At 68.6% G+C, this 21205-nt stretch carries 19 protein-coding genes; 15 read left to right on the top strand and 4 right to left on the bottom strand.

The window, feature by feature from the left end; all coding sequences use genetic code 11:
- Nucleotides 1–66 precede the first annotated feature (66 nt).
- From pdhA to ACLML9_RS04245, 4 genes are all read left to right on the top strand, one after another.
- Nucleotides 67–1197: a pyruvate dehydrogenase (acetyl-transferring) E1 component subunit alpha gene (gene pdhA / locus ACLML9_RS04260; RefSeq protein ID WP_411944227.1), complete on the top strand. Its 1131-nt coding sequence runs from the start codon at nt 67–69 to the stop codon at nt 1195–1197.
- Complete coding sequence (locus ACLML9_RS04255; protein ID WP_356959041.1) at nt 1194–2168, top strand: alpha-ketoacid dehydrogenase subunit beta; 975 nt, start codon at nt 1194–1196, stop codon at nt 2166–2168. The genes pdhA and ACLML9_RS04255 overlap by 4 nt, the downstream gene beginning before the upstream one ends.
- Before the next feature lie 93 nt (nt 2169–2261).
- The gene (locus ACLML9_RS04250) at nt 2262–3653 is read left to right on the top strand and encodes a dihydrolipoamide acetyltransferase family protein (protein WP_411944270.1); all 1392 of its coding nucleotides are present in this window, start codon (nt 2262–2264) and stop codon (nt 3651–3653) included.
- A 102-nt stretch (nt 3654–3755) separates the two neighbouring features.
- Complete coding sequence (locus ACLML9_RS04245) at nt 3756–4571, top strand: sulfurtransferase (RefSeq protein ID WP_411944226.1); 816 nt, start codon at nt 3756–3758, stop codon at nt 4569–4571.
- A 9-nt stretch (nt 4572–4580) separates the two neighbouring features.
- On the opposite strand, the gene ACLML9_RS04240 is transcribed toward ACLML9_RS04245, so the two are convergent.
- The gene (locus ACLML9_RS04240; protein ID WP_411944269.1) at nt 4581–5291 is read right to left on the bottom strand and encodes an HNH endonuclease family protein; all 711 of its coding nucleotides are present in this window, start codon (nt 5289–5291) and stop codon (nt 4581–4583) included.
- A 50-nt stretch (nt 5292–5341) separates the two neighbouring features.
- Complete coding sequence (locus tag ACLML9_RS04235; RefSeq protein WP_411944225.1) at nt 5342–5704, bottom strand: hypothetical protein; 363 nt, start codon at nt 5702–5704, stop codon at nt 5342–5344.
- Nucleotides 5705–6023: 319 nt separating this feature from the next.
- On the opposite strand from ACLML9_RS04235, the gene ACLML9_RS04230 reads away from it, so the two are divergent.
- From ACLML9_RS04230 to ACLML9_RS04220, 3 genes are all read left to right on the top strand, one after another.
- Nucleotides 6024–8831: a DEAD/DEAH box helicase gene (locus ACLML9_RS04230; protein WP_411944224.1), complete on the top strand. Its 2808-nt coding sequence runs from the start codon at nt 6024–6026 to the stop codon at nt 8829–8831.
- On the top strand, nt 8831–9610 hold the full coding sequence (locus ACLML9_RS04225) for an SWIM zinc finger family protein (protein ID WP_411944223.1): 780 nt from the start codon (nt 8831–8833) through the stop codon (nt 9608–9610). The genes ACLML9_RS04230 and ACLML9_RS04225 overlap by 1 nt, the downstream gene beginning before the upstream one ends.
- 480 nt (nt 9611–10090) lie before the next feature.
- Nucleotides 10091–10537, top strand: a complete 447-nt coding sequence (locus ACLML9_RS04220) for an NUDIX hydrolase (protein ID WP_411944268.1) — start codon at nt 10091–10093, stop codon at nt 10535–10537.
- A gap of 66 nt (nt 10538–10603) precedes the next feature.
- On the opposite strand, the gene ACLML9_RS04215 is transcribed toward ACLML9_RS04220, so the two are convergent.
- Nucleotides 10604–10858 (bottom strand): hypothetical protein, encoded by a 255-nt coding sequence (locus ACLML9_RS04215; protein WP_411944222.1) that lies wholly within the window; start codon nt 10856–10858, stop codon nt 10604–10606.
- A 55-nt stretch (nt 10859–10913) separates the two neighbouring features.
- On the opposite strand from ACLML9_RS04215, the gene ACLML9_RS04210 reads away from it, so the two are divergent.
- Nucleotides 10914–12305, top strand: a complete 1392-nt coding sequence (locus tag ACLML9_RS04210; RefSeq protein WP_411944221.1) for a helix-turn-helix domain-containing protein — start codon at nt 10914–10916, stop codon at nt 12303–12305.
- Nucleotides 12302–13186, top strand: a complete 885-nt coding sequence (locus ACLML9_RS04205) for a phosphotransferase enzyme family protein (RefSeq protein ID WP_411944220.1) — start codon at nt 12302–12304, stop codon at nt 13184–13186. The genes ACLML9_RS04210 and ACLML9_RS04205 overlap by 4 nt, the downstream gene beginning before the upstream one ends.
- Before the next feature lie 102 nt (nt 13187–13288).
- On the opposite strand, the gene ACLML9_RS04200 is transcribed toward ACLML9_RS04205, so the two are convergent.
- A complete protein-coding gene (locus tag ACLML9_RS04200; RefSeq protein ID WP_411944219.1) occupies nt 13289–14347 on the bottom strand; it encodes an amidohydrolase family protein in 1059 nt (352 codons plus the stop codon).
- Between the two features lie 238 nt (nt 14348–14585).
- On the opposite strand from ACLML9_RS04200, the gene ACLML9_RS04195 reads away from it, so the two are divergent.
- From ACLML9_RS04195 to ACLML9_RS04170, 6 genes are all read left to right on the top strand, one after another.
- Nucleotides 14586–15791 carry an RNA-guided endonuclease InsQ/TnpB family protein gene (locus tag ACLML9_RS04195; RefSeq protein WP_411944218.1) on the top strand — a complete coding sequence of 402 codons (1206 nt, stop codon included), beginning with the start codon at nt 14586–14588 and terminating at the stop codon, nt 15789–15791.
- Between the two features lie 103 nt (nt 15792–15894).
- Complete coding sequence (locus ACLML9_RS04190; protein WP_411944217.1) at nt 15895–16911, top strand: hypothetical protein; 1017 nt, start codon at nt 15895–15897, stop codon at nt 16909–16911.
- A 183-nt stretch (nt 16912–17094) separates the two neighbouring features.
- Entirely contained in the window at nt 17095–18594 is a 1500-nt protein-coding gene (locus ACLML9_RS04185; protein ID WP_411944216.1) for a CoA-acylating methylmalonate-semialdehyde dehydrogenase, read from the top strand.
- Between the two features lie 5 nt (nt 18595–18599).
- On the top strand, nt 18600–19751 hold the full coding sequence (locus tag ACLML9_RS04180; RefSeq protein ID WP_411944267.1) for an acyl-CoA dehydrogenase family protein: 1152 nt from the start codon (nt 18600–18602) through the stop codon (nt 19749–19751).
- A 37-nt stretch (nt 19752–19788) separates the two neighbouring features.
- Nucleotides 19789–20877, top strand: a complete 1089-nt coding sequence (locus ACLML9_RS04175; protein ID WP_411944215.1) for an enoyl-CoA hydratase/isomerase family protein — start codon at nt 19789–19791, stop codon at nt 20875–20877.
- Nucleotides 20874–21205: NAD(P)-binding domain-containing protein (locus ACLML9_RS04170; RefSeq protein ID WP_411944214.1), on the top strand; the 332-nt coding region annotated here is incomplete at its 3' end. The genes ACLML9_RS04175 and ACLML9_RS04170, both read left to right, overlap by 4 nt.

Below are 21205 nucleotides of genomic sequence, written 5' to 3'. Positions count from 1 at the left end.
CTTAAGCGTGGATGCTATGTGGTACAGGCCACATCGACGCGTGACCCGCGTGAGGAGGCGAGGCCGATGCCCGGCACAACCGAGTATCCGGTGCAGTTGATCCAGCCCGACGGCGCTCGGGTGCACCACCCCGACTATCAGGCCCTGGTCGCCGATATCGGGCCCGGTGAACTGCGTGGACTCTACGAAGACCTGGTGGTCACCCGGCGGATCGATAACGAGGCCGTCGCACTGGCCCGGCAGGGGCAACTCGGCCTCTGGGCTCCCTGCCAGGGGCAGGAGGCGGCCCAGGTGGGATCGGCCCACGCACTCCACCCCGACGACTATGTGTTCGGCAGCTACCGGGAGAGCGCCGTCGCCTACTGCCGCGGTGTGCGGCCGAGCGCCATCACCAGGATGTGGCGGGGCGTCTCGCATTCCGCGGGGGATCCGGCGGTGGCCAATATGGCCAACCCGGCGATCGTGGTCGGCGCCCAGGGGTTGCACGCCACCGGTTATGCCTATGCCGCCCACCTCGACGGCGCCGAGATCGCGACCGTCGCGTATTTCGGGGACGGCGCCACCAGCCAGGGCGATATCGCCGAAGCGCTGACCTTCGCCGCGAGCTGGAGCGCCCCGGTCGTGTTCTTCTGCCAGAACAATCACTGGGCGATCAGCGAGCCGGTGCAGTTGCAGAGCGCCACCCCGATCGCCCAGCGCGCGATCGGTTACGGGATCCCCGCGATCCGGGTCGACGGCAACGATGTGCTTGCGGTACTGGCTGTCACCAGGCAGGCGGTCGCGCGCGCCCGCAGCGGGGGTGGGCCCTCGTTCATCGAGGCCATCACCTACCGCATGGGTCCGCATACGACCGCCGACGATCCCACCCGCTACCGCGCCGCGGCCGAGACCGAGGAATGGGCGCGGCGGGACCCGATCCTGCGGATGCGGCGGCTACTGGAGCGTGAGGGCCTGCTCGACGCCGAGACCCGGCGGCGAGTGGAAGACCGCGCCGACGAGGTCGCCCACCGGATGCGCAGCGAGACCCTCGCCATGGCCGACCCCGAACCCGGGGAACTCTTCGAGCACGTCTACGCGACCGCGCACCGGGGCCTCGACGAGCAGCGCCGGGACTATCTCGCCTACCTGGCCGACGACCCGGCCGGGCCGCTCGCCACCGTCGCGCCCACCCCGCGCGAGGAAGGAGTCCGCTCATGATCACCACCTTCGCCGCGGCGCTCAACGCCGGGCTGCGCAGTGCGCTCGAGGAGGATCCGAAAGTGGTGCTGATGGGTGAGGACATCGGCCGGCTCGGCGGCGTCTTCCGGGTCACCGACGCGCTGCAGAAGGATTTCGGCGACCGCCGCGTGATCGATACTCCGCTGGCGGAGTCGGGGATCATCGGCACCGCGTTCGGGATGGCGCTGCGGGGCTACCGCCCGGTGTGCGAGATCCAGTTCGACGGGTTTGTGTATCCGGCGTTCGACCAGATCGTCTCCCAGGTCGCCAAGATCCACTACCGGACCCGTGGCGCGGTGCGGGCGCCGCTGACCATCCGCATCCCGTTCGGGGGCGGCATCGGCTCGGTCGAGCATCATTCCGAGTCACCGGAGGCGTATTTCGCACACACCGCGGGGCTGCGGGTGGTGGCGCCGAGCAATCCGGCCGACGCCTTCACCATGATCCGGCAGGCCATCGCCCTGGACGACCCGGTGATCTTCTTCGAACCCAAGCGCCGGTACTGGGACAAGGCCGAGTTCGACCCGGCCGCCGAACCCGACCTGCCGTTGGACCGGGCCCGGGTGTGCGTGCGCGGGACCGATGCCACCGTGGTCGCCTACGGGGGCACGGTCGCCACCGCGCTGGCCGCCGCGAAGACGGGCGCCGAGGAGGGGATCTCGCTGGAGGTCGTGGATCTCCGGAGCCTGGCGCCGCTGGACGTGGACACCGTCGCCGAATCGGTGGACCGGACGGGCCGGCTCATCGTGGTGCACGAAGCGTCGCGCACCGGCGGTATCGGCGCCGAGATCGCCGCCCGGATCACCGAGCGGTGCTTCTACCGGCTCGAGGCACCGGTACTGCGGGTCGCCGGGTTCGATATCCCCTACCCTCCGGCTAAGCTCGAGAAGCATCATCTGCCCGACCCGGATCGGATCCTGGAGGCGGTCGATCGAACGCTTGCCGCCTGACGTGTGATCCCGCCCTGATGCCAGCCGGAGGTGCCCGAAACCGTGGACGACGACGCCCGCGCCGACGAAGGTCGTGCCGCAGATACCGGCGAGATCCTGGAGTTCCGTCTCCCCGATCTCGGCGAAGGACTCACCGATGCCGAATTCCAGAACTGGACGGTGGCGGTGGGCGACGAGATCGCGTTGAACCAGACCATTGCCGAGGTCGAGACCGCCAAAGCGGTGGTCGCGCTACCGTCCCCGTTCGCGGGGACCGTGGTGGAACTGCTCGCCGAGCCCGGCGAGACCATCGACGTCGGTGCGCCGCTACTCCGGATACGCACGACCGCAACGGAAACGGGCGCCGAGGGGCGGCCCTCGGTGCTGGTCGGTTACGGGCCGTCGGAGGAGCAGGTCTCGCGGCGGCGGCGCGGTGGGCAGCGCTCCGGCGGCGCGGCGGCACCGCCGGCGGAGCCGTCTGCGAGTAACGGGATGTCCTACGACAGCGGTGTGATCGGCGGACCACCCGGCGCGACGGCCCGGACGGTGCCGGAGCCAGCGGAACACGGGGGTGACTCCGCGCGTGGAGCCACGGCCGAATCGCAACGGGTGGCCGCGACGCCGGGAGCCCGCAAACTGGCCCGGGAGCTGGGCATAGACCTGTGGTATGTGGCCGGTTCCGGACCGGAGGGGGCGGTCACCGTCGCGGATGTCCGTGGCGCGGTGCCGGTTTCGGTACCCGATACCCGCGATCGCGATCCGGGCGCCGAGGGCGCGCCGGCCGGGGAACGGGCCGCCGGGTCGGTCCGGGAGGAGCGCACGCCGATCGCCGGGGTCCGTAAGCGGATCGCGGCGGCCATGGTGACCAGTGCGCGCACGATCCCACAGGCCGATACCTCGATCACGGTGGATGTCACGGCCTCGCTGGAGCTGCTGGAACATCTGCGCGCCACCCGATCCTTCGAAGGAATCACCCCGACCCTGCTCGCGCTGGTGGCGAAATCGGTACTTGCCGCGCTGGCCGAATTTCCCGTGATCAATACCTTCTGGGACGAGGCCAACGGGGAGATCGTCACCCGGCACTACGTCAACCTGGGTATCGCGGTGGCCGCCCCGCGCGGGCTGCTGGTGCCCAATATCAAGGACGCCCAGACCCTCGGCCTGCGGGAACTGTGCCGCGAGATCGGGTGGCTGGCCCACACCGCGCGGGGCGGCCGGGCGGGCCCGGCCGATCTGCGCGGGGGCACGTTCACCATTTCCAATGTCGGCGTCTTCGGTGTGGAATCCGGTACGCCGCTGGTCAATCCGGGCGAGGCCGCGATCCTGTGCCTGGGTGCGGTGGTGAAACGGCCGTGGGTCTTCCGGGACGAATTGGCGATCCGCTCGGTGGCGACGCTGACGTTGAGTTTCGATCACCGGATGATCGACGGTGAGGCGGCGGCCCGTTTCCTGGCGACCGTCGCCGGCCTGCTGGAGGACCCGCTGACGCTGCTCGCCCGGATCTGACGCCAGAATTCACCCGCGGATATCCGTGTACGCATGGACTTCGCGGACCGCCCGCGCGTACGGTGGCGAAATCTGTTCCAGACCCTTGGACGAGGAGCTGCGTTGAACGCGGTATTGATCTCGGCTGAAGAACTCCGGGAATCAACAGAGAAAGATCTGCGCCTGCTGGATGTGCGCTGGCAACTCGGCGATCCCGACGGGCCGCAGCATTACCAGAACGGTCATATACCCGGAGCGGTGTTCGTCGACCTGGATACCGAACTCGCCGCCCTGCCCTCACCCGCCCGCGGCCGGCATCCGCTGCCGGACCCGAGCCGGCTCCAGAAATGCGCGCGCAGCTGGGGTTTGTGCACGGGCGATCCGGTGGTGGTCTACGACGCGATCGGCGGAATGTCGGCGGCGCGGGCGTGGTGGCTGCTGCGCTGGGCGGGTATCGCCGATGTCCGGATCCTGGACGGCGGGCTCCCGGCGTGGACCCGGTCCGGCGGCGAACTGGCCACCGGGGTGGAACCCGATCCGGCGCCCGGCGATATCGAATTCCGGCCGGGCCGGCTGCCGGTGATCGACGCCGACGCGGTCGCCCGCTGGGAGGGGGTCCTGCTGGACGCCCGCGCGGCCGAGCGCTACCGCGGCGAACAGGAACACCTGGATCCCCGCGCCGGGCACATACCCGGCGCGATCAGCGCGCCGAGCAGCGAGAACCTCGATCAGGACGGCTGCTTCCTGCCCGAAAACCTGCTGCGCGAGCGGTTCGGTGAGATCGGCGAGGCCCCGGTCGCGGTGTACTGCGGTTCGGGTGTCACGGCCGCGCACGCGATCGCGGCGCTCGCCGTGGTGGGTGTTCAGGCGGCGCTCTATCCGGGCTCCTGGTCGCAGTGGGCCCACGATCCGAAGCGGCCGGTCGCCACGGGGGTGTAGGCCGGGTGATCATCCGCAGGTCGCGGCCACCCGGCGCAGCGCCGCGTGATCGGCGGCGGTGACAGGGAGCCCGTAGCGCAACGCGACCGTGAGGTAGCGGCCCGCGTAGTAGCAGTGCCCGGGCCGGGACGGCGGTAGCCAGTCCGCGGGTGTGCCGTCGCTCTTGTCGGTATTGGCCGCGTCGTCGGTGGCCTGCAGGTTGTAGTCGATATCGTTGGCGAACCGGACCCGCTGCGCGGCCGGCCACCGGGCCGCCCCGAGATCCCAGGCCGCGGCCAGCGGAAAGATGTGGTCGATCGGTATCCGCCGGGCGTTCTCCTTGCTGAACACGATGACGGCGCCGGTGTAGGGGTCGGCCAAGGTGCCCGACTGTACGACGCACCGGTGGCTGCCGGGCCGGTAGCCGACTCCGGTGAGCTGGCGCGCGAGCACATTGTTCCGGGTATCGCAGCCGTCCCGGCCGCCGGGGCCGTCGTGGTCGTCGGACCAGGCAGGGCCGAAAACACACCCCTGCCCGGCCCCGCAGCCGCGTTCGTATCCGCCCGGATGCGGGCGTTGGGACACCACCCGGACCGCGCCGAGCAACTGTTCGAGCTGCGCCCGCCCCGGACTACCCGGTGCGGGCCGCTGCCCGGTGACCGCCGCGCATCCGGCCCCCGAAATCAGTAGCAGAAAGGCGGCACACAGAGCGGTGACCGCGTGAATCGTCCCCCGTGTCATCACGGATACCGGTATACCGGACCCCTCCGACAGCTACCGCGATTTCGGAGTCAGAGCCAGGCGCGGGCCAGTAGTTCGTCGTTGTCGACCCGGTTGCTGCGGGGCGGGAAGCGCGTGGCGACCAAAGATTCGATATGTACTCCGTCGTGACCGATCACCCAGGACCCACCGCTGTCGGTACATTCGGCGATCTTGGCGAACGCGGTGAGGAGGAAGGTGACCGCCTCTTCGGGCACGGTGGTGTGGGCCAGACGCTGTGACTCGCCGGGCCGGGACAGGTCCAGCCATACTCCACACTGCCCGTCGAGCCGCATGCCGACGATCTTGTCGGCATTCACGAAGGTGAACTTGCGCCGTTCCCACGGGGTCGTCGGCGTGTAGCTCTGCTCGAGAACCTGGAGCAGAATCGTCATACTGCTGCCCTCCGCTTTTCGATGGCACCGCGGTGCCGGGATGCCGCTGTGTGATGGGACCGCTGTTCGCGGGCCGGGCTGCGCCGGGCGCCGCGCGTGGCCGCCGGAGGCAGCCCGAGCCGCCCGGCGGGGCTGCGCTCGGCGGGTATGGATATCAGTGGTGACCAGCGGATATTTCCCAGTATGTGCCGTCGCGGGGGATAAATCCAGAGACAGCCCGGGTGCGCCGGGCCGGTATCGCGTCCCCCGGCCCGCGCCGCGGGATGCCGAGGTGGGGGACGGTGCGCGGGCTGTCGCACCCGGCTGATTTGATGGGGCAATGTTGCACGGACTGTGGTCGCCCGGTTCCGGGCTGCTGCTGTGGCATGCCCCCGGCGGCGCGGACGGACCGCCCGTGCCGGGGCTGCTCGGGTCGGTACTGGCCGAATCGCGCTTCCGGCACCGGGCCGAGGTGCTCGTGGTGGACGACGCGGGCACCCGGCGGGAGACGGTGCGGGCGCACGCGCTCGCCCCGGGGCCGGCCGCCGCCGCGCTGCGACAGCGGTTGCCGGCCGGCGCCGTGGCCGGGGATCTGCGCTTCCTGGGCCATATCGCCCAGGGGATCGAACGCTGGGTGCGGGCCGGCGCGGTGGTTCCCGAACTCCGGCGCGACGACGGTGAATGGTGGGCGCGCTGGCGGTTGTCCGGCGGGTCCGGCCGGCGGGCCTGGCTCGCCGAACTCGCCGCCCTGCTGCCGCCGGCGCTGCGGGTCGCCGGGCCGCCCGGCGATGTGCTCGACGATATGGTCACCGAGCTCACCGATCCGATGGTGCGGGAACTGATCGCGGCGGATCCGCACCCGCATCCGCTGATACACGGTCTGCGCACGGATGTTCCCGTGGAGACCGGCAGTCATCAGGTGGCCGAGGTGCTGCGGCAGTGGCGGGAGAGCCGCGTCTCCGACGAGACCGGGCTGGTGTTGCGGCTGCGCGAACCCGACGGGGAGTTCGCCGATACCGCGGACACGTCCGCGCTGTGGCGCCTCGAGGTCTGCCTGCGGGCCGACGGGACGGCGCCGCGGCCGATCCCGGTTCCCGGTGCGGCCGACGAGGTGCGATTGGGCCTGGAATGGCTGGGCCGGGCGCAGCGCGCCTATCCCCGGCTGCGCGATGTCCCGGGCGACCCGCACAGCCTCGATCTGCTGCTACCGACCGAGGTGGTGGCCGATCTGGTCGCGCACGGGTCGCAGGCGCTGTCGGCCGCGGGTATTCCGCTGCTGCTGCCCAGAGCCTGGAACATCACCGAGCCGAGCCTGCGGCTGCGGGTCGAGGGCGCCGCGGTACCCGCCGCCGAGAGCACGGTGGGGCTGGACAGGCTGGTCGGCTACCGGTGGGAACTGGCACTCGGCGACACCGTGCTGTCCCAGGACGAGATGCAGCGGTTGATCTCGGCCCAGTCCGATCTGGTGCGCCTGCGCGGCGAATGGGTGCAGGCCGATCACACCGTGCTCGCGGCCGCCGCGAAGTTCGTGGCCCTGCACCACGGTGACAACGAGATCACCCTCTCCGATCTGATCGGTGAGATCAGCGAGAACCGGGCCGGAGGCGTGCCGCTGACCGAGGTCACCGCGAGCGGCTGGCCCGCCGCGCTCTTCGACCCCGATCGCCCGGTGGATCCGGTACCCGTGCCCGGACGGTTGAAGGCCCAGTTGCGCCCCTATCAGGAACGTGGCCTGGCCTGGCTGGCGACCATGAACCGGCTCGGGTGCGGCGCGGTCCTCGCCGACGATATGGGTCTGGGTAAGACGGTCCAGGTGCTGGCCCTGCTGCTGCACGAACGCGAGGGTGACCGCGCACCCGGGCCGACCGTGCTGGTGTGCCCGATGTCGGTGGTCGGCAACTGGCAGCGCGAAGCCGAACGGTTCGCGCCCGACCTGCGGGTCCTGGTGCACCACGGCCCCGGGCGCGCACAGGGCCGTGACCTCGACGCGGCGGTGGCCGCAGCGGATCTGGTGGTCACCACCTACGCGCTGCTCGCCCGTGATATCGCCGAGCTGTCCCGGCAGCAGTGGGAACGGGTGGTGCTCGACGAAGCCCAGCACATCAAGAACGCGGCGACCCGGCAGGCGCGGTCCGCCCGGGCGCTGCCCGCCCGGCACCGGCTGGCGCTCACCGGTACGCCGGTGGAGAACCGGCTCGAAGAACTCCGCTCGATCTTCGATTTCGCGGTACCGAAACTACTGGGCAGCCCGCAGACCTTCCGGGCCCGCTTCGCCGTACCCATCGAGCGGGAGAACGACGAGAACGCGGTGGCCCGGCTGCGCACCGTGACCTCCCCCTTCCTGTTGCGCCGGGTGAAAACCGATCCCGCCGTGATCAGCGATCTGCCGGACAAACTCGAGATGACCGTCCGGGCCAACCTCACCGTCGAACAGGCCGCGCTGTATCAGGCGGTGGTCGAGGATATGCTCGAGAAACTGCGCGATGCCAAGGGAATGGCCCGTAAGGGGGCGGTGCTCGGCGCGCTCACCCGGTTGAAGCAGGTCTGCAATCACCCCGCGCATTTCCTCGGCGACTCCTCCGCGGTGCTGCGGCGCGGCGCCCACCGATCCGGCAAGCTGGCGCTGGTCGAGGATGTGCTCGACGCCGTCCTGGCCGAGGGGGAGAAGGCGCTGCTGTTCACCCAGTTCCGCGAGTTCGGCGAGCTCATCGTCCCGTACCTCGCCGAACGGTTCGGTGGCGAGATCCCGTTCCTGCACGGCGGAGTCGCCAAGAAACGACGGGACGGGATGGTCGCGGCGTTCCAGGGTGCGGGGGGCCCGCCGATCATGCTGCTCTCGCTCAAGGCCGGGGGTACCGGACTGAATCTGACCGCCGCCAATCATGTCGTGCATCTGGATCGCTGGTGGAATCCGGCCGTGGAGAACCAGGCGACCGACCGCGCGTTCCGCATCGGGCAGCGCCGGGCGGTGCAGGTGCGCAAACTGGTCTGCGTCGACACCATCGAGGAACGTATCGACGAGATGATCACGGGTAAGAGCGAACTCGCCGATCTGGCGGTCGGGGTCGGGGAGAACTGGATCACCGAACTCGGCAACGACGATCTGGCCCGGCTGTTCACCCTCGGCGCCGAGGCGGTGGGTGAGTAATGGCCGACTTCGGCGAGTACGGCAGGCGCCGAGCCGTTTCCGGTGGCGTCGGCGCGCGCAGCCGGCGCGGCGCCTTCGCCCGCACCTTCTGGGGCAAAGCCTTCGTGGAGGTGGTCGAGCGGCTCGCCGAACCCGGTCGGCTCGCCCGGGGCCGCACCTATGCCCGGGCGGGGCAGGTGGTGAGTTACCGGATCGAGCCCGGTGTCGTGGCCGCCGAGGTGCAGGGCAGCCAGCCGCGCCCGTTCGCCACGACCTGCGATTTCCGGCGCCTGCGCGACGAGGAGGTGGAGCTGCTGGTCGAGCTGATCCGGGGCTCGCCCGGCATGCTCGCCCGCGTGGTCTCCGGGGATCTGCCCCGCGAACTCGCACCGCACCTGCTCCCGGAGACCGCGGCCGATATCGATTTCGGTTGCACCTGCCCGGATCCCGGGTGGCCGTGTAAACACGCGGTCGCGGTCGCCTGCCTGCTCGCCGAACGCCTCGACGACCATCCGCGGGACCTGCTGATCCTGCGCGGGCTGAGCCTGGACACCCTGATCAGCGGGGTCGAGGCGGCGGTGCCGGAGGGCGAAGAGTTCGCCGACCCCTACGGCGAGAGTCTGGAACTGCCCGCCCTGCCGGCACCGGAGATCCGCCCGGCCCCCGACGATCTGGATCCGGCGCTGCTGCGGCGGGCACTGCGCATGCTGTCCGCGGACGAGTCGACGGCGGCGGAGGCGGGGCGGGCTCTGGTGGGCATGTATTCGACCATGACCAGTTCTGGTCGGTCTCCGGGATAAACTCGCCTGCTCCCTCGATGATCGGGGTGTCTGTTAGCGAGAGGTCGGCGGCGTCTGTCCACGGCGATTCAGCGTATGAACGAGATCGTGGGCAAGGCCGAAGTACGAAAGTTCCCATGCCCATATCGAATCCGAGTGTGCTCATTCGAGAAGAACGGATGGTGGTCGGGCCTTCCCGGTGTTGAGATCGGGCGGGGCCCGGCACTCATCCAGCATTATCGCGGAGTTCCGGCCATGCCGCGCGCATCGCCTTGACCGCATGATGCAGGTCTTCCTCGGATATGGGCTCGATCGGCTTCCGCGGCGGCGGGTAGCAGATCCGGTCCTCGTTCAGCCTATGAGGTAGGTCTTGCATGAGCTCTCCAGAATCGATGGCTTGTCCGGGCGATATGCGTCAGACGCATATGCGCGGAACTGCGTCGGAATACGGTGTTGGTCGCGACGCTCGAGCGGGCGCGCGTACGAGAGAGTGGGTTGGTGATGACGGTTGCCGGCGGGCAACGCCACAAGGTGATCGGGGATGTCCACTTGCTGCTCAGCGATGGGCATGGGCGCGTGCTGTTCGGCCGCCGGGCGAGCACCGGCTACGAGGATGGCGCCTACCATCTACCGTCCGGGCACTTGGAAGCGGGCGAGTCGGTCGTGGCCGCATTGGTGAGAGAGGCGAAAGAGGAGATCGGGGTAACGATCGACCCCGGTGCAGTCGGCTTCGCCCACATCATGCACAACTCGTCTTCCGGCGGCCGGGCAGCGTTCTTCTTCGAGGTCGGGCTGTGGGAGGGCGAACCGTCGAACATGGAGCCGGACAAATGCGATGATCTGGCCTGGTTTGCTCTCGATGCCCTGCCGGAGCGGATGATCCCGTACTGCCGGGAGGCGCTGCACCATATCTCGGCCCGGCGCCGCTTCTCCCTGTACGGCTGGTAACGGACCCGCCGCGGGGTGCCCGTCGCCTCTCTCGATGGCACCCCGCGGTGGTGTACCTCGCTCAACTCAAGTGACGTTCCAGTCGGTGAGCGAGGTGACCAGCTCCTCGAACCGCTCCCTGGTCATGCGCTTACGGCAAGCGTCTTCGGGCGTTTCCCCGGCCGCGCCGTACTGCCACCACGTATCTCCGGTTTTGTTATCCATCACCAGGAATCGTTCCGCCTGCGCCGGGCCGCGTACGACGATCGACACTGTGCCGGGCTCGGCGACGACTGAGGTGTATTCGGCGTATGCGTGAGACGCATATCCGCTGCGCCGCACAGTGATACCGTCAGCGGAAATGGGAAGGCTTGCGACATCTTTGGAGTGGGGGAAGATGACGGGTATCGAGGAGCGCTATTGCGTCGACTGCGGCGGCCTGCTCAGCCGCTACAACCCAGGTGAGTGGTGCGGTTCATGCACTCCGACCACCGCTGACACGCCGCTGGAGATGCCAGCGCAGTTCTGGTGGAGCGAACACATGCTCGCCGCGCTGTCGAGTTGGCATATGGGGCGAGTCATCTACGCCTACCGCACCCATCCCCTCCACGGCCCACAGCCGATAGCGCAGAAAAAGGTCGCGAACTGGCTCGATCTCACCCAGGCACAGCTCAGTCGCATCGAGACGGGTCCCGCCCCTGAGCACCTGACGAAGCTCATCCGATGGGCGCAGGTCCTTCGCATCCCTGCTGAGCTGTTGTGGTTCGGTTTGCCCCCCGCGTCTACGCTCGGCGAAGTGAACCGCAACGAATTCCTGCGGGCCGCGGCAGCGGTCACGGCGACAGCAGCCGCCTCGCCTCACGGCCTCATGCAACTCCTCAACGACACCCGATCCACTGCGATACCCGCCCGCGTCGGCGCCGCGGAGATCGAGCAGTTACGGGCCGCCTCCGACCTCTTCGCCGGCTGGGATGCCCTGTATGGCGGCGGTCTGGTCCGCGAGGTCGTTGCCGCCCAGCTGCGCGTCGCCGTGTCCTACCTGCACGCAGGCTGCGCACCGGGACTCCGTAGCGATTTGTACTCCGCTGTGGGATATCTCAGCCACACAGCAGGGTTCATGGCGTTCGACGCCTGCGCGCACAGGGATGCCACCGAAATGTTCGGACTGGCCCTGAAATGCGCAGAACAGGCAGATGCCTGGCAACTCCGGGCCAAGATCCTCTCGTCCATGGCGCGTCACGCGATCTGGACCGGTAAGCCGAAAGACGGGCTCCGCCTTGCCACCAGCGCATTCCTGCACTCGGACCGGCTGACCGCCACCGAACGCGCCATGCTGTTCACGACACAGGCCCGCGCCTACGGGAAACTCGGAGACGTGGACGCGGTCGCCACCGCGATCGGCCGCGCAGACGAGCAGTTCAGCCACTCCGAGCCAGCTGAAGGTCCCTCCTGGATGGCCTATTACGATGGTGCCCAGCACGCCGGCGACACCGGGCACGCACTGTTCGACATCGCGGTCCGCGGCAGGTTCCGCAGCGAGGCCCGCGGACGGCTGGAAGCCGCAGTCGCCGGTCACACCTCCGACGCGGAACGGTCGCGTACGATCTCGATGATCAAACTGGCATCACTGACGATGTCGACCGGGGATCCCGACGAAGCCGCCGAGATCGGCACCGTCGCGGTTGGCCGCGCATCCGGTCTCAAATCCATGCGCGCTGCCGAGGACGTCCACGAACTACGTTCCTACGCACGTCGCGCGGGGGTTGACCTTGCGCCGGCCACTGGATGACCGACCAGGTGCTCGAGGCCGTAGCTCGCGCTGCTTGCGCGGCGGTCGGGCTGACAGTTACCGACCTGACGGTGATCAAGGTGTCGGAGAACGCCATCTACCGGCTTCCGCGGCAGCGGGTCGTCGTCCGGGTCGCCCAACCCGGCCAGCGTGCCGCTGCGGAACGCGAACTGCTGATCGCTGATTGGCTTCGCCGCGTCGATGTGCCCGCCGTCGAACCAGCCGCCATGTCGACAAACTTCGTCATGGTCGACGACCGGCCGGTGACCTTCTGGAAAGAGCTACCCGAGCACCGTGGAGGTACCGCCACCGAAATCGCCACAGCCCTGCGCGGGCTCCACGCGCTCGACCCGCCACCATTCCTCGCCGAAGTGGACCCCTTCGTTCGGCTCGAACAACGGATCGAGGCCGCGGTCACCCTGCCCGCCGACGACCGCCGGTGGCTCCAGCAGCGCCTGGCCCATCTACGAGAAGCCTGGCCGGCCCGGCCCGAAGGGCTGCCGTGGGGGCCGATCCACGGCGATGCCTGGGAGGGCAACGTCGTCACGACCGAGGGCGGTTCAACTCTGTTCCTCGACCTGGAACGCGCTTCCATCGGCCCGCCTGAGTGGGATCTGACTTCGACCGCCATCAAGTACAGCTCGTTCGGCTGGATCACCTCGCAGCGGTACGCCGAATTCGTGGCGGCGTACGGCTACGACGTCACCGAATGGTCGGGCTTCCGACTGCTTCGAGAGATACGCGAAATGCGGATGACCTGCATGGCGGCACAAGCCGCTGCGAAGGAACCCGCCCGTCTCGGGCAAGCCCGACTACGCGTCGACTCCCTCCGTGGCCGCCGCGGTCCGCGCCCCTGGGGTGGCTGGGAAGCAATTCCCTAGACCGGGCAGATCCACCCGGGAGTGCCGAGGGCCTGCTCGAGCTGTGATGCGCAATGGAGTCCGGACCGCCCCGCGTAAGGGCCGTCCAGTCCGGTAGCTCGGTCATTCCAGCCGGTATACCCCCTGGGCATTGGTGCGGAACACCTTCGCCAAAAACTCCGTGCCGCCGAGATGTTCGGCCAGCACCGTCGCCACCGCCTCGGCGCTGCCGGTCATCGAGGTGATCGGCCGGTCGACCGGGAAATTCGATCCCCAGACGAGTCGTTCGGCGCCGAAGACATCGGCCGCGTGCCGCAGCAGCGGGCCGATCCGGTCGGTGAGGCGGGCCACCGGCGTCGGATGGCCGGGTCTGGGGACCGGGTGGCCCAGGATCGGCATCATCAGCCCGCTGACCTTGGCCACCACATTCGGGAACTCGGCCAGTGCGGTGATATCGGCGCGCCAGCGTTCGAATATCGCGGCGCGTTGCCGGGCGTCGTTCCCGGTGTACTTGCCGATCGGCCCGAAGATCCCCGCCGGCGTACCCAGGTGGTTCAGCACGATCTTCGCCTCGGGGTAGCGCCGGGCCAGCGCGATCAGTTCCGGCAGCTGGTTCGAGTAGACCCAGGCCTCGAAGATCAGATCGCGGTCGACCAGTGCGGCGAAGCCGTCCAGGAACGCGTTGCTGTGCAGGGCGCCCGGGTCGGTGGTGAAACTGCGGATGCCGGTGTCCGGATGGTGGGCGACCATACTGCGCACCCCGCGTACCAGGGGCGAGGCGGAGAGATGTGCGTCGAGCAGTTCGGCGAATCCCGGGGCGCCGGGGAATCCGCTCGCGCTCACGGCGGCGAGCGCGGGGGTGTCCACCCCGAACGGCAGGGCGGTGACCCAGCGGGTCTCCTCGACCTTGGGGCCGGTCCACTCGACCTCGATGTGCACCACCGATTCGACCGGCAGGTCGCCGGCGTCGGTCCGGTAGTCGGCGGGCAGGTACGGCGCCAGGTAGGCCGAGGGCTCGCCGATGAACTCCCGGTCCCTACGCGGCGCGAGACGTACCGCGAGCGGGAGCGGGACCGGGACGGCACGCAACAGTTTCGCCGTACGGCTGAACTCGCGCGCGGTGGTGAACGGGTCCCACTGGTGGATGTGGGCGTCGATGATCCGGATCTCGCCGATGTCCATTGCGCTCCGGCACCTCCTGCGATCGTCTGTGGTCTGGTCGCCGAGGGTAGCGCGTGCCCAGGGCCCGGGGGAGCCGTTCGGCTCGCGTCGGACGAGTCGGCGGATCCGGCGCTCATCGGATCTCGTAGCGGGGGGAACCCGGGTTCTTCAGGGCCGGGAGGAGCGCGTCAAGTTCATGCTCGACGCTGCCGCGCCACTCTCTTCGGTGTTCACAAATTAACGTGTTAGGGTGTGAAACGTGAGCGGGCAGGTGAAGCGGGCCTTTAAATACCGCTTCTTTCCGACCGACGCCCAGGCTGTGGAGTTGGGGCGGACGTTCGGGTGTGTCCGCAAGGTGTACAACCTTGCGTTGGATGCTCGGACCGTCGCGTGGGTCCGTGGAGAGCGTGTCAACTATGCGGCGACCTCGGCGATGCTCACCGAGTGGAAACGCCGGGACGAATTCGCCTACCTCAACGAGGTGTCGTCGGTGCCGCTGCAGCAAGCGTTGCGGCACTTGCAGGCCGCGTTCGCCAACTTCTGGGGCAAACGTGCCCGATATCCGCGTTTCAAGTCCCGCAAGAAGTCCCGCGTATCGGCCGAGTACACGCGGTCGGCGTTCCGCTGGCGCGACGGGAAACTCACCCTCGCGAAGATGAGCGAACCGCTGGACATTGTGTGGTCGCGTCCGCTGCCCGAGGCTGGTGAGCCGTCCACGGTCACCGTCTCCCGGGATGCGGCCGACCGCTGGTTCGTGTCGATACTGTGCGACGATCCGGCTGTGGAGCCCCTCCCGGCAACGACTGCGGCCGTGGGGATCGACGCGGGACTGACGCATCTTCTCACCCTGTCCACGGGTGAGAAGATCACCAACCCGCGCCACGAACGACGGGATCGGGAACGGTTGGCGAAAGCCAATCGCGGGTTGTCTCGGAAACAGAAGGGCTCCAACAATCGTGCCAAGGCCCGGTTGAAGGTCGCCCGCGTGCATGCCCGCATCGCCGACCGGCGGCGCGATCACTTGCACAAGATCACTACTCGGCTCGTGCGTGAGAACCAAACGCTCGTGATCGAAGACCTGACCGTGCGGAATATGCTCGGCAACAGTTCGCTGGCCCGCGCTATCAGCGATGCGTCGTGGAGTGAGTTCCGGACCATGTTGGAGTACAAAGCCTGCTGGTATGGTCGCGAGGTGATCGCGGTGGACCGGTGGTTCCCGTCGTCGAAATTGTGCTCGGACTGCGGCGCTGTCCGGGACAGATTGCCGCTGAACGTGCGCGAGTGGACGTGTGGTTGCGGTGTCACCCATGATCGGGATGTCAATGCAGCCAAGAATATTGTGGCCGCCGGGCCGGCGGTGTCTGTCTGTGGAGATGGTGTAAGACCTCAACGGAGTACTCCGGGCGGGCGGTCGTCGGTGAAGCAGAAAACTCAACCCGCGAGGGTTGCAATCCCTGCCCTCTAGGGCTGGGAGGATGCCAAACTGGGTCTGTGGCCGCAAAAAACAACACCGCGTCGTGACGGGAAAATCCACGCCCTCCCCCCCGCCCCGCCCGGTCGGTGGCCCGGTGGTGGAACCGAAGAGTCCCGGTGCGGCGGCGCCGGAACCGGGTCGTGCGCCCGCCGCGCTGCGCGATCTGGTCGAGCAGGGGGTGCTCGACGAAACCCAGCTGACCGCGGTGGTCACCGCGCTGCGGCACGAACGGCCGCGGCCCACGCCGGCCCGGCTGCTGGCCGAGATCGCGGCCTACGCCGGGGCGGGCCTGCTGTTGAGCGGACTGGTGCTGATCCTGGTGGAGTCCTGGGACGATATGGCCGAACTCGGCCGGTTCGTCCTGTTCGCGCTGGTCGCTCTCGGCTTGATCGTGGCCGGTGTGGCGACGGCGGGCGGTCGCTCGGTGTTGTTGCGCGCGGCGTGGCGGTCGATACCCGATACCGGGCACACCGCGCGGACCCGGCTGGCGGTGGTCCTGTTCGTACTCGCGTCGGCGAGTGTGGCCGCGGCCGCGGGGTCGGCTTTCGACAACGGGGATGTCGGCAGCGACACCACCTGGGTCTATGCGGCGGGGGCGGGTCTGCTGGCGGCGGCCGCCGGGTATGCCGCGTTGCCGTCGCTGCTCGGTCTGCTGGTGTGTACCGCATTCAGCGTGGCACTGGTGGTCGGCGTACTGGACGAGGTCTTCGACCTCGACGACAGCTGGGTCGGCGGCGGGGTGCTGGTGCTGGGTATCGGCTGGCTCGGTCTCACCCGGGCCCGGGTGGTGCTCGAGGTGTGGGCCGGGTATCTGGCGGGCGTGGTCCTGGCGGTGGCGGGGGCGCAGACCGTCGACGCGTTCGACGGGAGGTGGCCGGCCTACGTGCTCACCGCCGTGGTCGCAGTGATGTGCTTCGGGGTCTACGCCACCGATCGGTCCTGGGTGCTGGTTCTCGGTGGCGCCGCCGCGCTGACAATGGCGGCGGTGGAGGCGGTCGCGGAGTGGACCGGTGAGTCGGCCGGTGCGTCCGGGGCGATCCTGGTGATCGGCGCGGTGGTCCTGGGGATCGGCAGCTATCTGCTGGCCCGGTCCACGAAAACCATCGGTTAGCTGGGTAGATTCCGAGCCACGCGGACGCGGTCGGCGTGTTTGCGGACAAGTCTGGTTTCGGCCCGGGGCCGGGTGTATCGTTTTGCTTGGACGTCCAACTATTGGAAGCCCGCAAAACGATCTTCGTGTGACGGACGGCCGCAGCGCCGCGCCCGCCACCCCCGACACGAGGCAGGGAATCGCATGGTTCGAGAACTCACACATTTCATCGGCGGGCAGCACGTCCCCGGCACCTCCGGCCGGTTCGGCGATGTCTACGACCCGAATATCGGCGAGGTGCAGGCCCGGGTGCCGCTGGCGAGCCGGGCCGAGGTCGAAGCCGTTATCGCGAATGCCGAAGCCGCGCAGCCGGCCTGGGCCGCGACCAACCCGCAGCGCCGGGCCCGGGTGCTGATGAAGTTCTTGACCCTGGTCAACGATGAGATCGACTCGCTGGCCGCACTGCTGTCCAGTGAGCACGGCAAGACCATCCCCGACGCCAAGGGCGATATCCAGCGCGGCCTCGAGGTCATCGAGTTCGCGGTCGGTATCCCGCACCTGCTCAAGGGTGAGTACACCGAGAGCGCAGGTACCGGGATCGATGTCTACTCGATGCGCCAGCCGTTGGGTGTGGTCGCCGGGATCACCCCGTTCAACTTCCCGGCCATGATTCCGCTGTGGAAGGCCGGTCCCGCGCTGGCCACCGGTAACGCTTTCGTGCTCAAGCCCTCCGAACGCGACCCGTCGGTGCCGCTGCGGCTGGCCGAACTGTTCCTCGAAGCCGGTCTGCCCGAGGGCGTGTTCAACGTGGTCAACGGCGACAAGGAGGCCGTGGACACGATCCTGCACGATCCTCGGATCAAAGCGGTCGGCTTCGTCGGCTCCACTCCGATCGCGCAGTACATCTACGAGACCGCCACCGCGAACGGTAAACGCGCCCAGTGCTTCGGCGGCGCCAAGAACCACGCCATCGTCATGCCCGACGCCGATCTCGACGATGTCGCCGATCAGCTCATCGGCGCGGGCTACGGTTCCGCCGGTGAACGCTGCATGGCGATCTCGGTGGCCGTGCCGGTAGGCGAGGAGACCGCGGACCGGCTGGTCGAGAAGCTCACCGAGCGGGTGCACAAGCTCAATATCGGCAAATCCGATGATCCGGGCGCGGACTACGGGCCGCTGGTCGGCCTCGACGGTGTGGACCGGGTGAAGAAGTACATCCAGCAGGGCATCGACGAGGGCGCCGAACTGGTTGTCGACGGCCGCGGGCTCACCGTCGACGGCGCGGAGAACGGGTACTTCGTCGGCGCGACCCTGTTCGACCGGGTCGGCAAGGAGATGTCCATCTACAAGGAGGAGATCTTCGGTCCGGTGCTCAGCGTCGTGCGCGCCGCCGACTACGAGGAAGGCCTGCGCCTGGCCAACGACCACGAATACGGCAACGGCGTGGCGATCTTCACCCGCGACGGTGACACCGCCCGCGATTTCGCGGCCCGCGTACAGGTCGGCATGGTCGGTATCAATGTCCCGATCCCGGTGCCGATCGCGTACTACACCTTCGGCGGCTGGAAGCGGTCCGGGTTCGGTGACCTGAACCAGCACGGCCCGGATTCGATCCGCTTCTACACCAAGACCAAGACCGTGACCCAGCGCTGGCCGGCGGGATTGAAGGAGAGCAACAGCTTCGTCATCCCCACGATGGAATGACGGCCGTGTTCACGCTCGACGAAGACGAGCGGGCCATCCGCGACACCGCCCGGGAATTCGCCGACGAGTACCTGGCGCCGCACGCCGTGGAATGGGACCAGAACAAACACTTCCCGGTGGATATGCTGCGGAAATCGGGTGCGGTCGGGCTCGGCGGCATCTACGTGGGTGAGGAGTTCGGTGGATCCGGCCTGCGCCGGTTGGACGCGGTGCGGATCTTCGAACAGCTCGCCACCGGATGCCCCACCGTGGCGGCCTATATCTCGATCCACAATATGGCGGCCTGGATGATCGACGCCTACGGCGACGACGACCAGCGCCGGCAGTGGCTGCCCGGGTTGACGGCGATGGACCAGCTGGCCAGTTACGCGCTCACCGAACCCGGTGTGGGTTCCGATGCCGCCGCCCTCACCACCCGCGCGGTGCGTGACGGTGACGACTACCTGGTCAACGGCTCCAAGCAGTTCATCTCGGGCGCGGGTAGCAACGACCTGTACGTGATGATGGTCCGCACCCAGGACACCGGGGCACGGGGTATCTCGACGCTGGTCATCCCCGCCGACACGCCCGGTCTCGAGGTAGGGCCCAACGAGAAGAAGATGGGCTGGAACGCCCAGCCCACCCGCCAGGTGATCCTCACCGACGCGCGGGTGCCGGTGGCCAACCGGCTCGGCGCCGAGGGTGACGGGTTCCGGATCGCCATGAACGGGCTCAACGGCGGGCGGCTCAATATCGCCGCGTGCTCGATGGGCGGGGCGCAGGCCGCGCTCGAGAAAACCGTGCCCTACCTGGCCCAGCGCAATGCGTTCGGCGCTCCGCTGCTCAACAATCAGGCACTGCAGTTCGAACTGGCCGATATGCGGACCGAACTCGAAGCCGCCCGGACCCTGTTGTGGCGGGCCGCGGCGGCGCTGGACGCGGACGCCCCGGACAAGGTCGAACTCTGCGCCATGGCCAAACGGTTCGCCACCGACGCCGGTTTCGAGGTCGCCAACGCCGCGCTGCAACTGCACGGCGGATACGGTTACCTGGCCGAATACGGCCTGGAGAAGATCGTCCGTGACCTGCGGGTGCACCAGATCCTGGAGGGCACCAACGAGGTCATGCGGATGGTCGTCGCCCGGTCGATGACAGCGTCCGTGGCGGGTGTGTCGTGATCGGCGGACGCCCGGCGGCGAGCGCGAAAGGAAATGAATGAGCGACGATCCCGAAGTCCTGGTCGAACAGCACGGCGGCCTGGGCCTGATCACCCTGAACCGGCCCAAGGCCATCAACGCCCTCAACCACGCGATGACGCTCACCATCACCGAGCGGTTGCGCGCTTGGGCCACCGACGATTCGGTGCGGACGGTGGCCATCACCGGCGCCGGTGAGCGGGGCCTGTGCGCGGGCGGCGATATCGTCGCCATCCATCACGACGCCAAGGAACAGCAGGCGGCGGGGCATGTGGGCGCGGCGGCGGATTCGGCGACCGGGAAGTTCTGGCGCGACGAGTACATTCTCAACGCGCTCATCGGCCGCTATCCGAAGCCGTATGTCGCGGTGATGGACGGGATCGTGATGGGCGGCGGGGTCGGCCTGTCGGCGCACGGCAGCCATCGCATCGTCACCGAACGGTCCAAGGTCGGCATGCCGGAGGTCGGTATCGGATTCATCCCCGATGTCGGCGGCACCTACCTGCTGTCCCGGGCACCGGGTGAACTGGGCACGCATATCGCGCTCACCACCGCGCGGCTCGGGGCCGGCGATGCCGTCGCGACCGGTTTCGCGGACTACTACGTTCCGGCCGACCGGATTCCGGCGCTGCTGGCCACTGTGGAGACCGAGGCCGCGGATGTCGCCATCGCGAAATTCGCCGCCGAGGCACCGGAATCGACCCTGGTCGCGCAACGCGACTGGATCGATACCTGCTACAGCGCGGATACCGTCGCCGAGATCGTGGCCCGCCTGCAGGCCCACGAATCGCCGGAGGCGAACAAGGCCGCCACCGACGTACTGGGCAAATCGCCGGTCGCGCTGCAGGTGACCCTGCGGTCGCTGCGTTCGGCGAAGGGTGCCGGCAGCCTGGAGGCCGTGCTGAACGAGGAGTACCGGGTGTCGATCTCCTCGCTGGCCTCGCACGACCTGGTCGAGGGTATCCGCGCCCAGGTGGTCGACAAGGACCGCAACCCGCAGTGGTCGCCCGCCACTCTGTCCGATGTGACCACCGCGCAGGTCGACGGATATTTCGCCGAACTCGGTGCGCGGGAACTGGGTTTGACGATTCCGGAGGACAAACAATGAGCAAGACGATCGGCTTCCTCGGCCTCGGCCATATGGGCGGCCCCATGGCGGCCAACCTGGTCAAGGCCGGGTACGACGTCCACGCGTTCGACCCCTCGCCCGCGGCGCAGGAACAGGCCCGCGCCGACGGGGTCGCGCTGGTGGATTCCGGTGTGGCCGCGGCTACCGGTCGTGACATCGTGATCACCATGCTCACCAATGGCAAGCTGGTGCGCACCGTGTACGACGAACTGCTGCCGGCCGCCAACCCGGGCACGCTGTTCATCGACTGTTCGACCATCGATGTGGCCGACGCCCGGGCCGCAGCCGTTGCCGCGGCGGCGGCCGG

Source organism: Nocardia sp. NPDC002869 (genome assembly GCF_046764065.1).
Lineage (GTDB): Bacteria > Actinomycetota > Actinomycetes > Mycobacteriales > Mycobacteriaceae > Nocardia > Nocardia rhamnosiphila.
The sequence above is the reverse complement of the archived record's forward strand: the minus strand, read 5'-3'. Positions and strand labels throughout refer to the sequence as shown.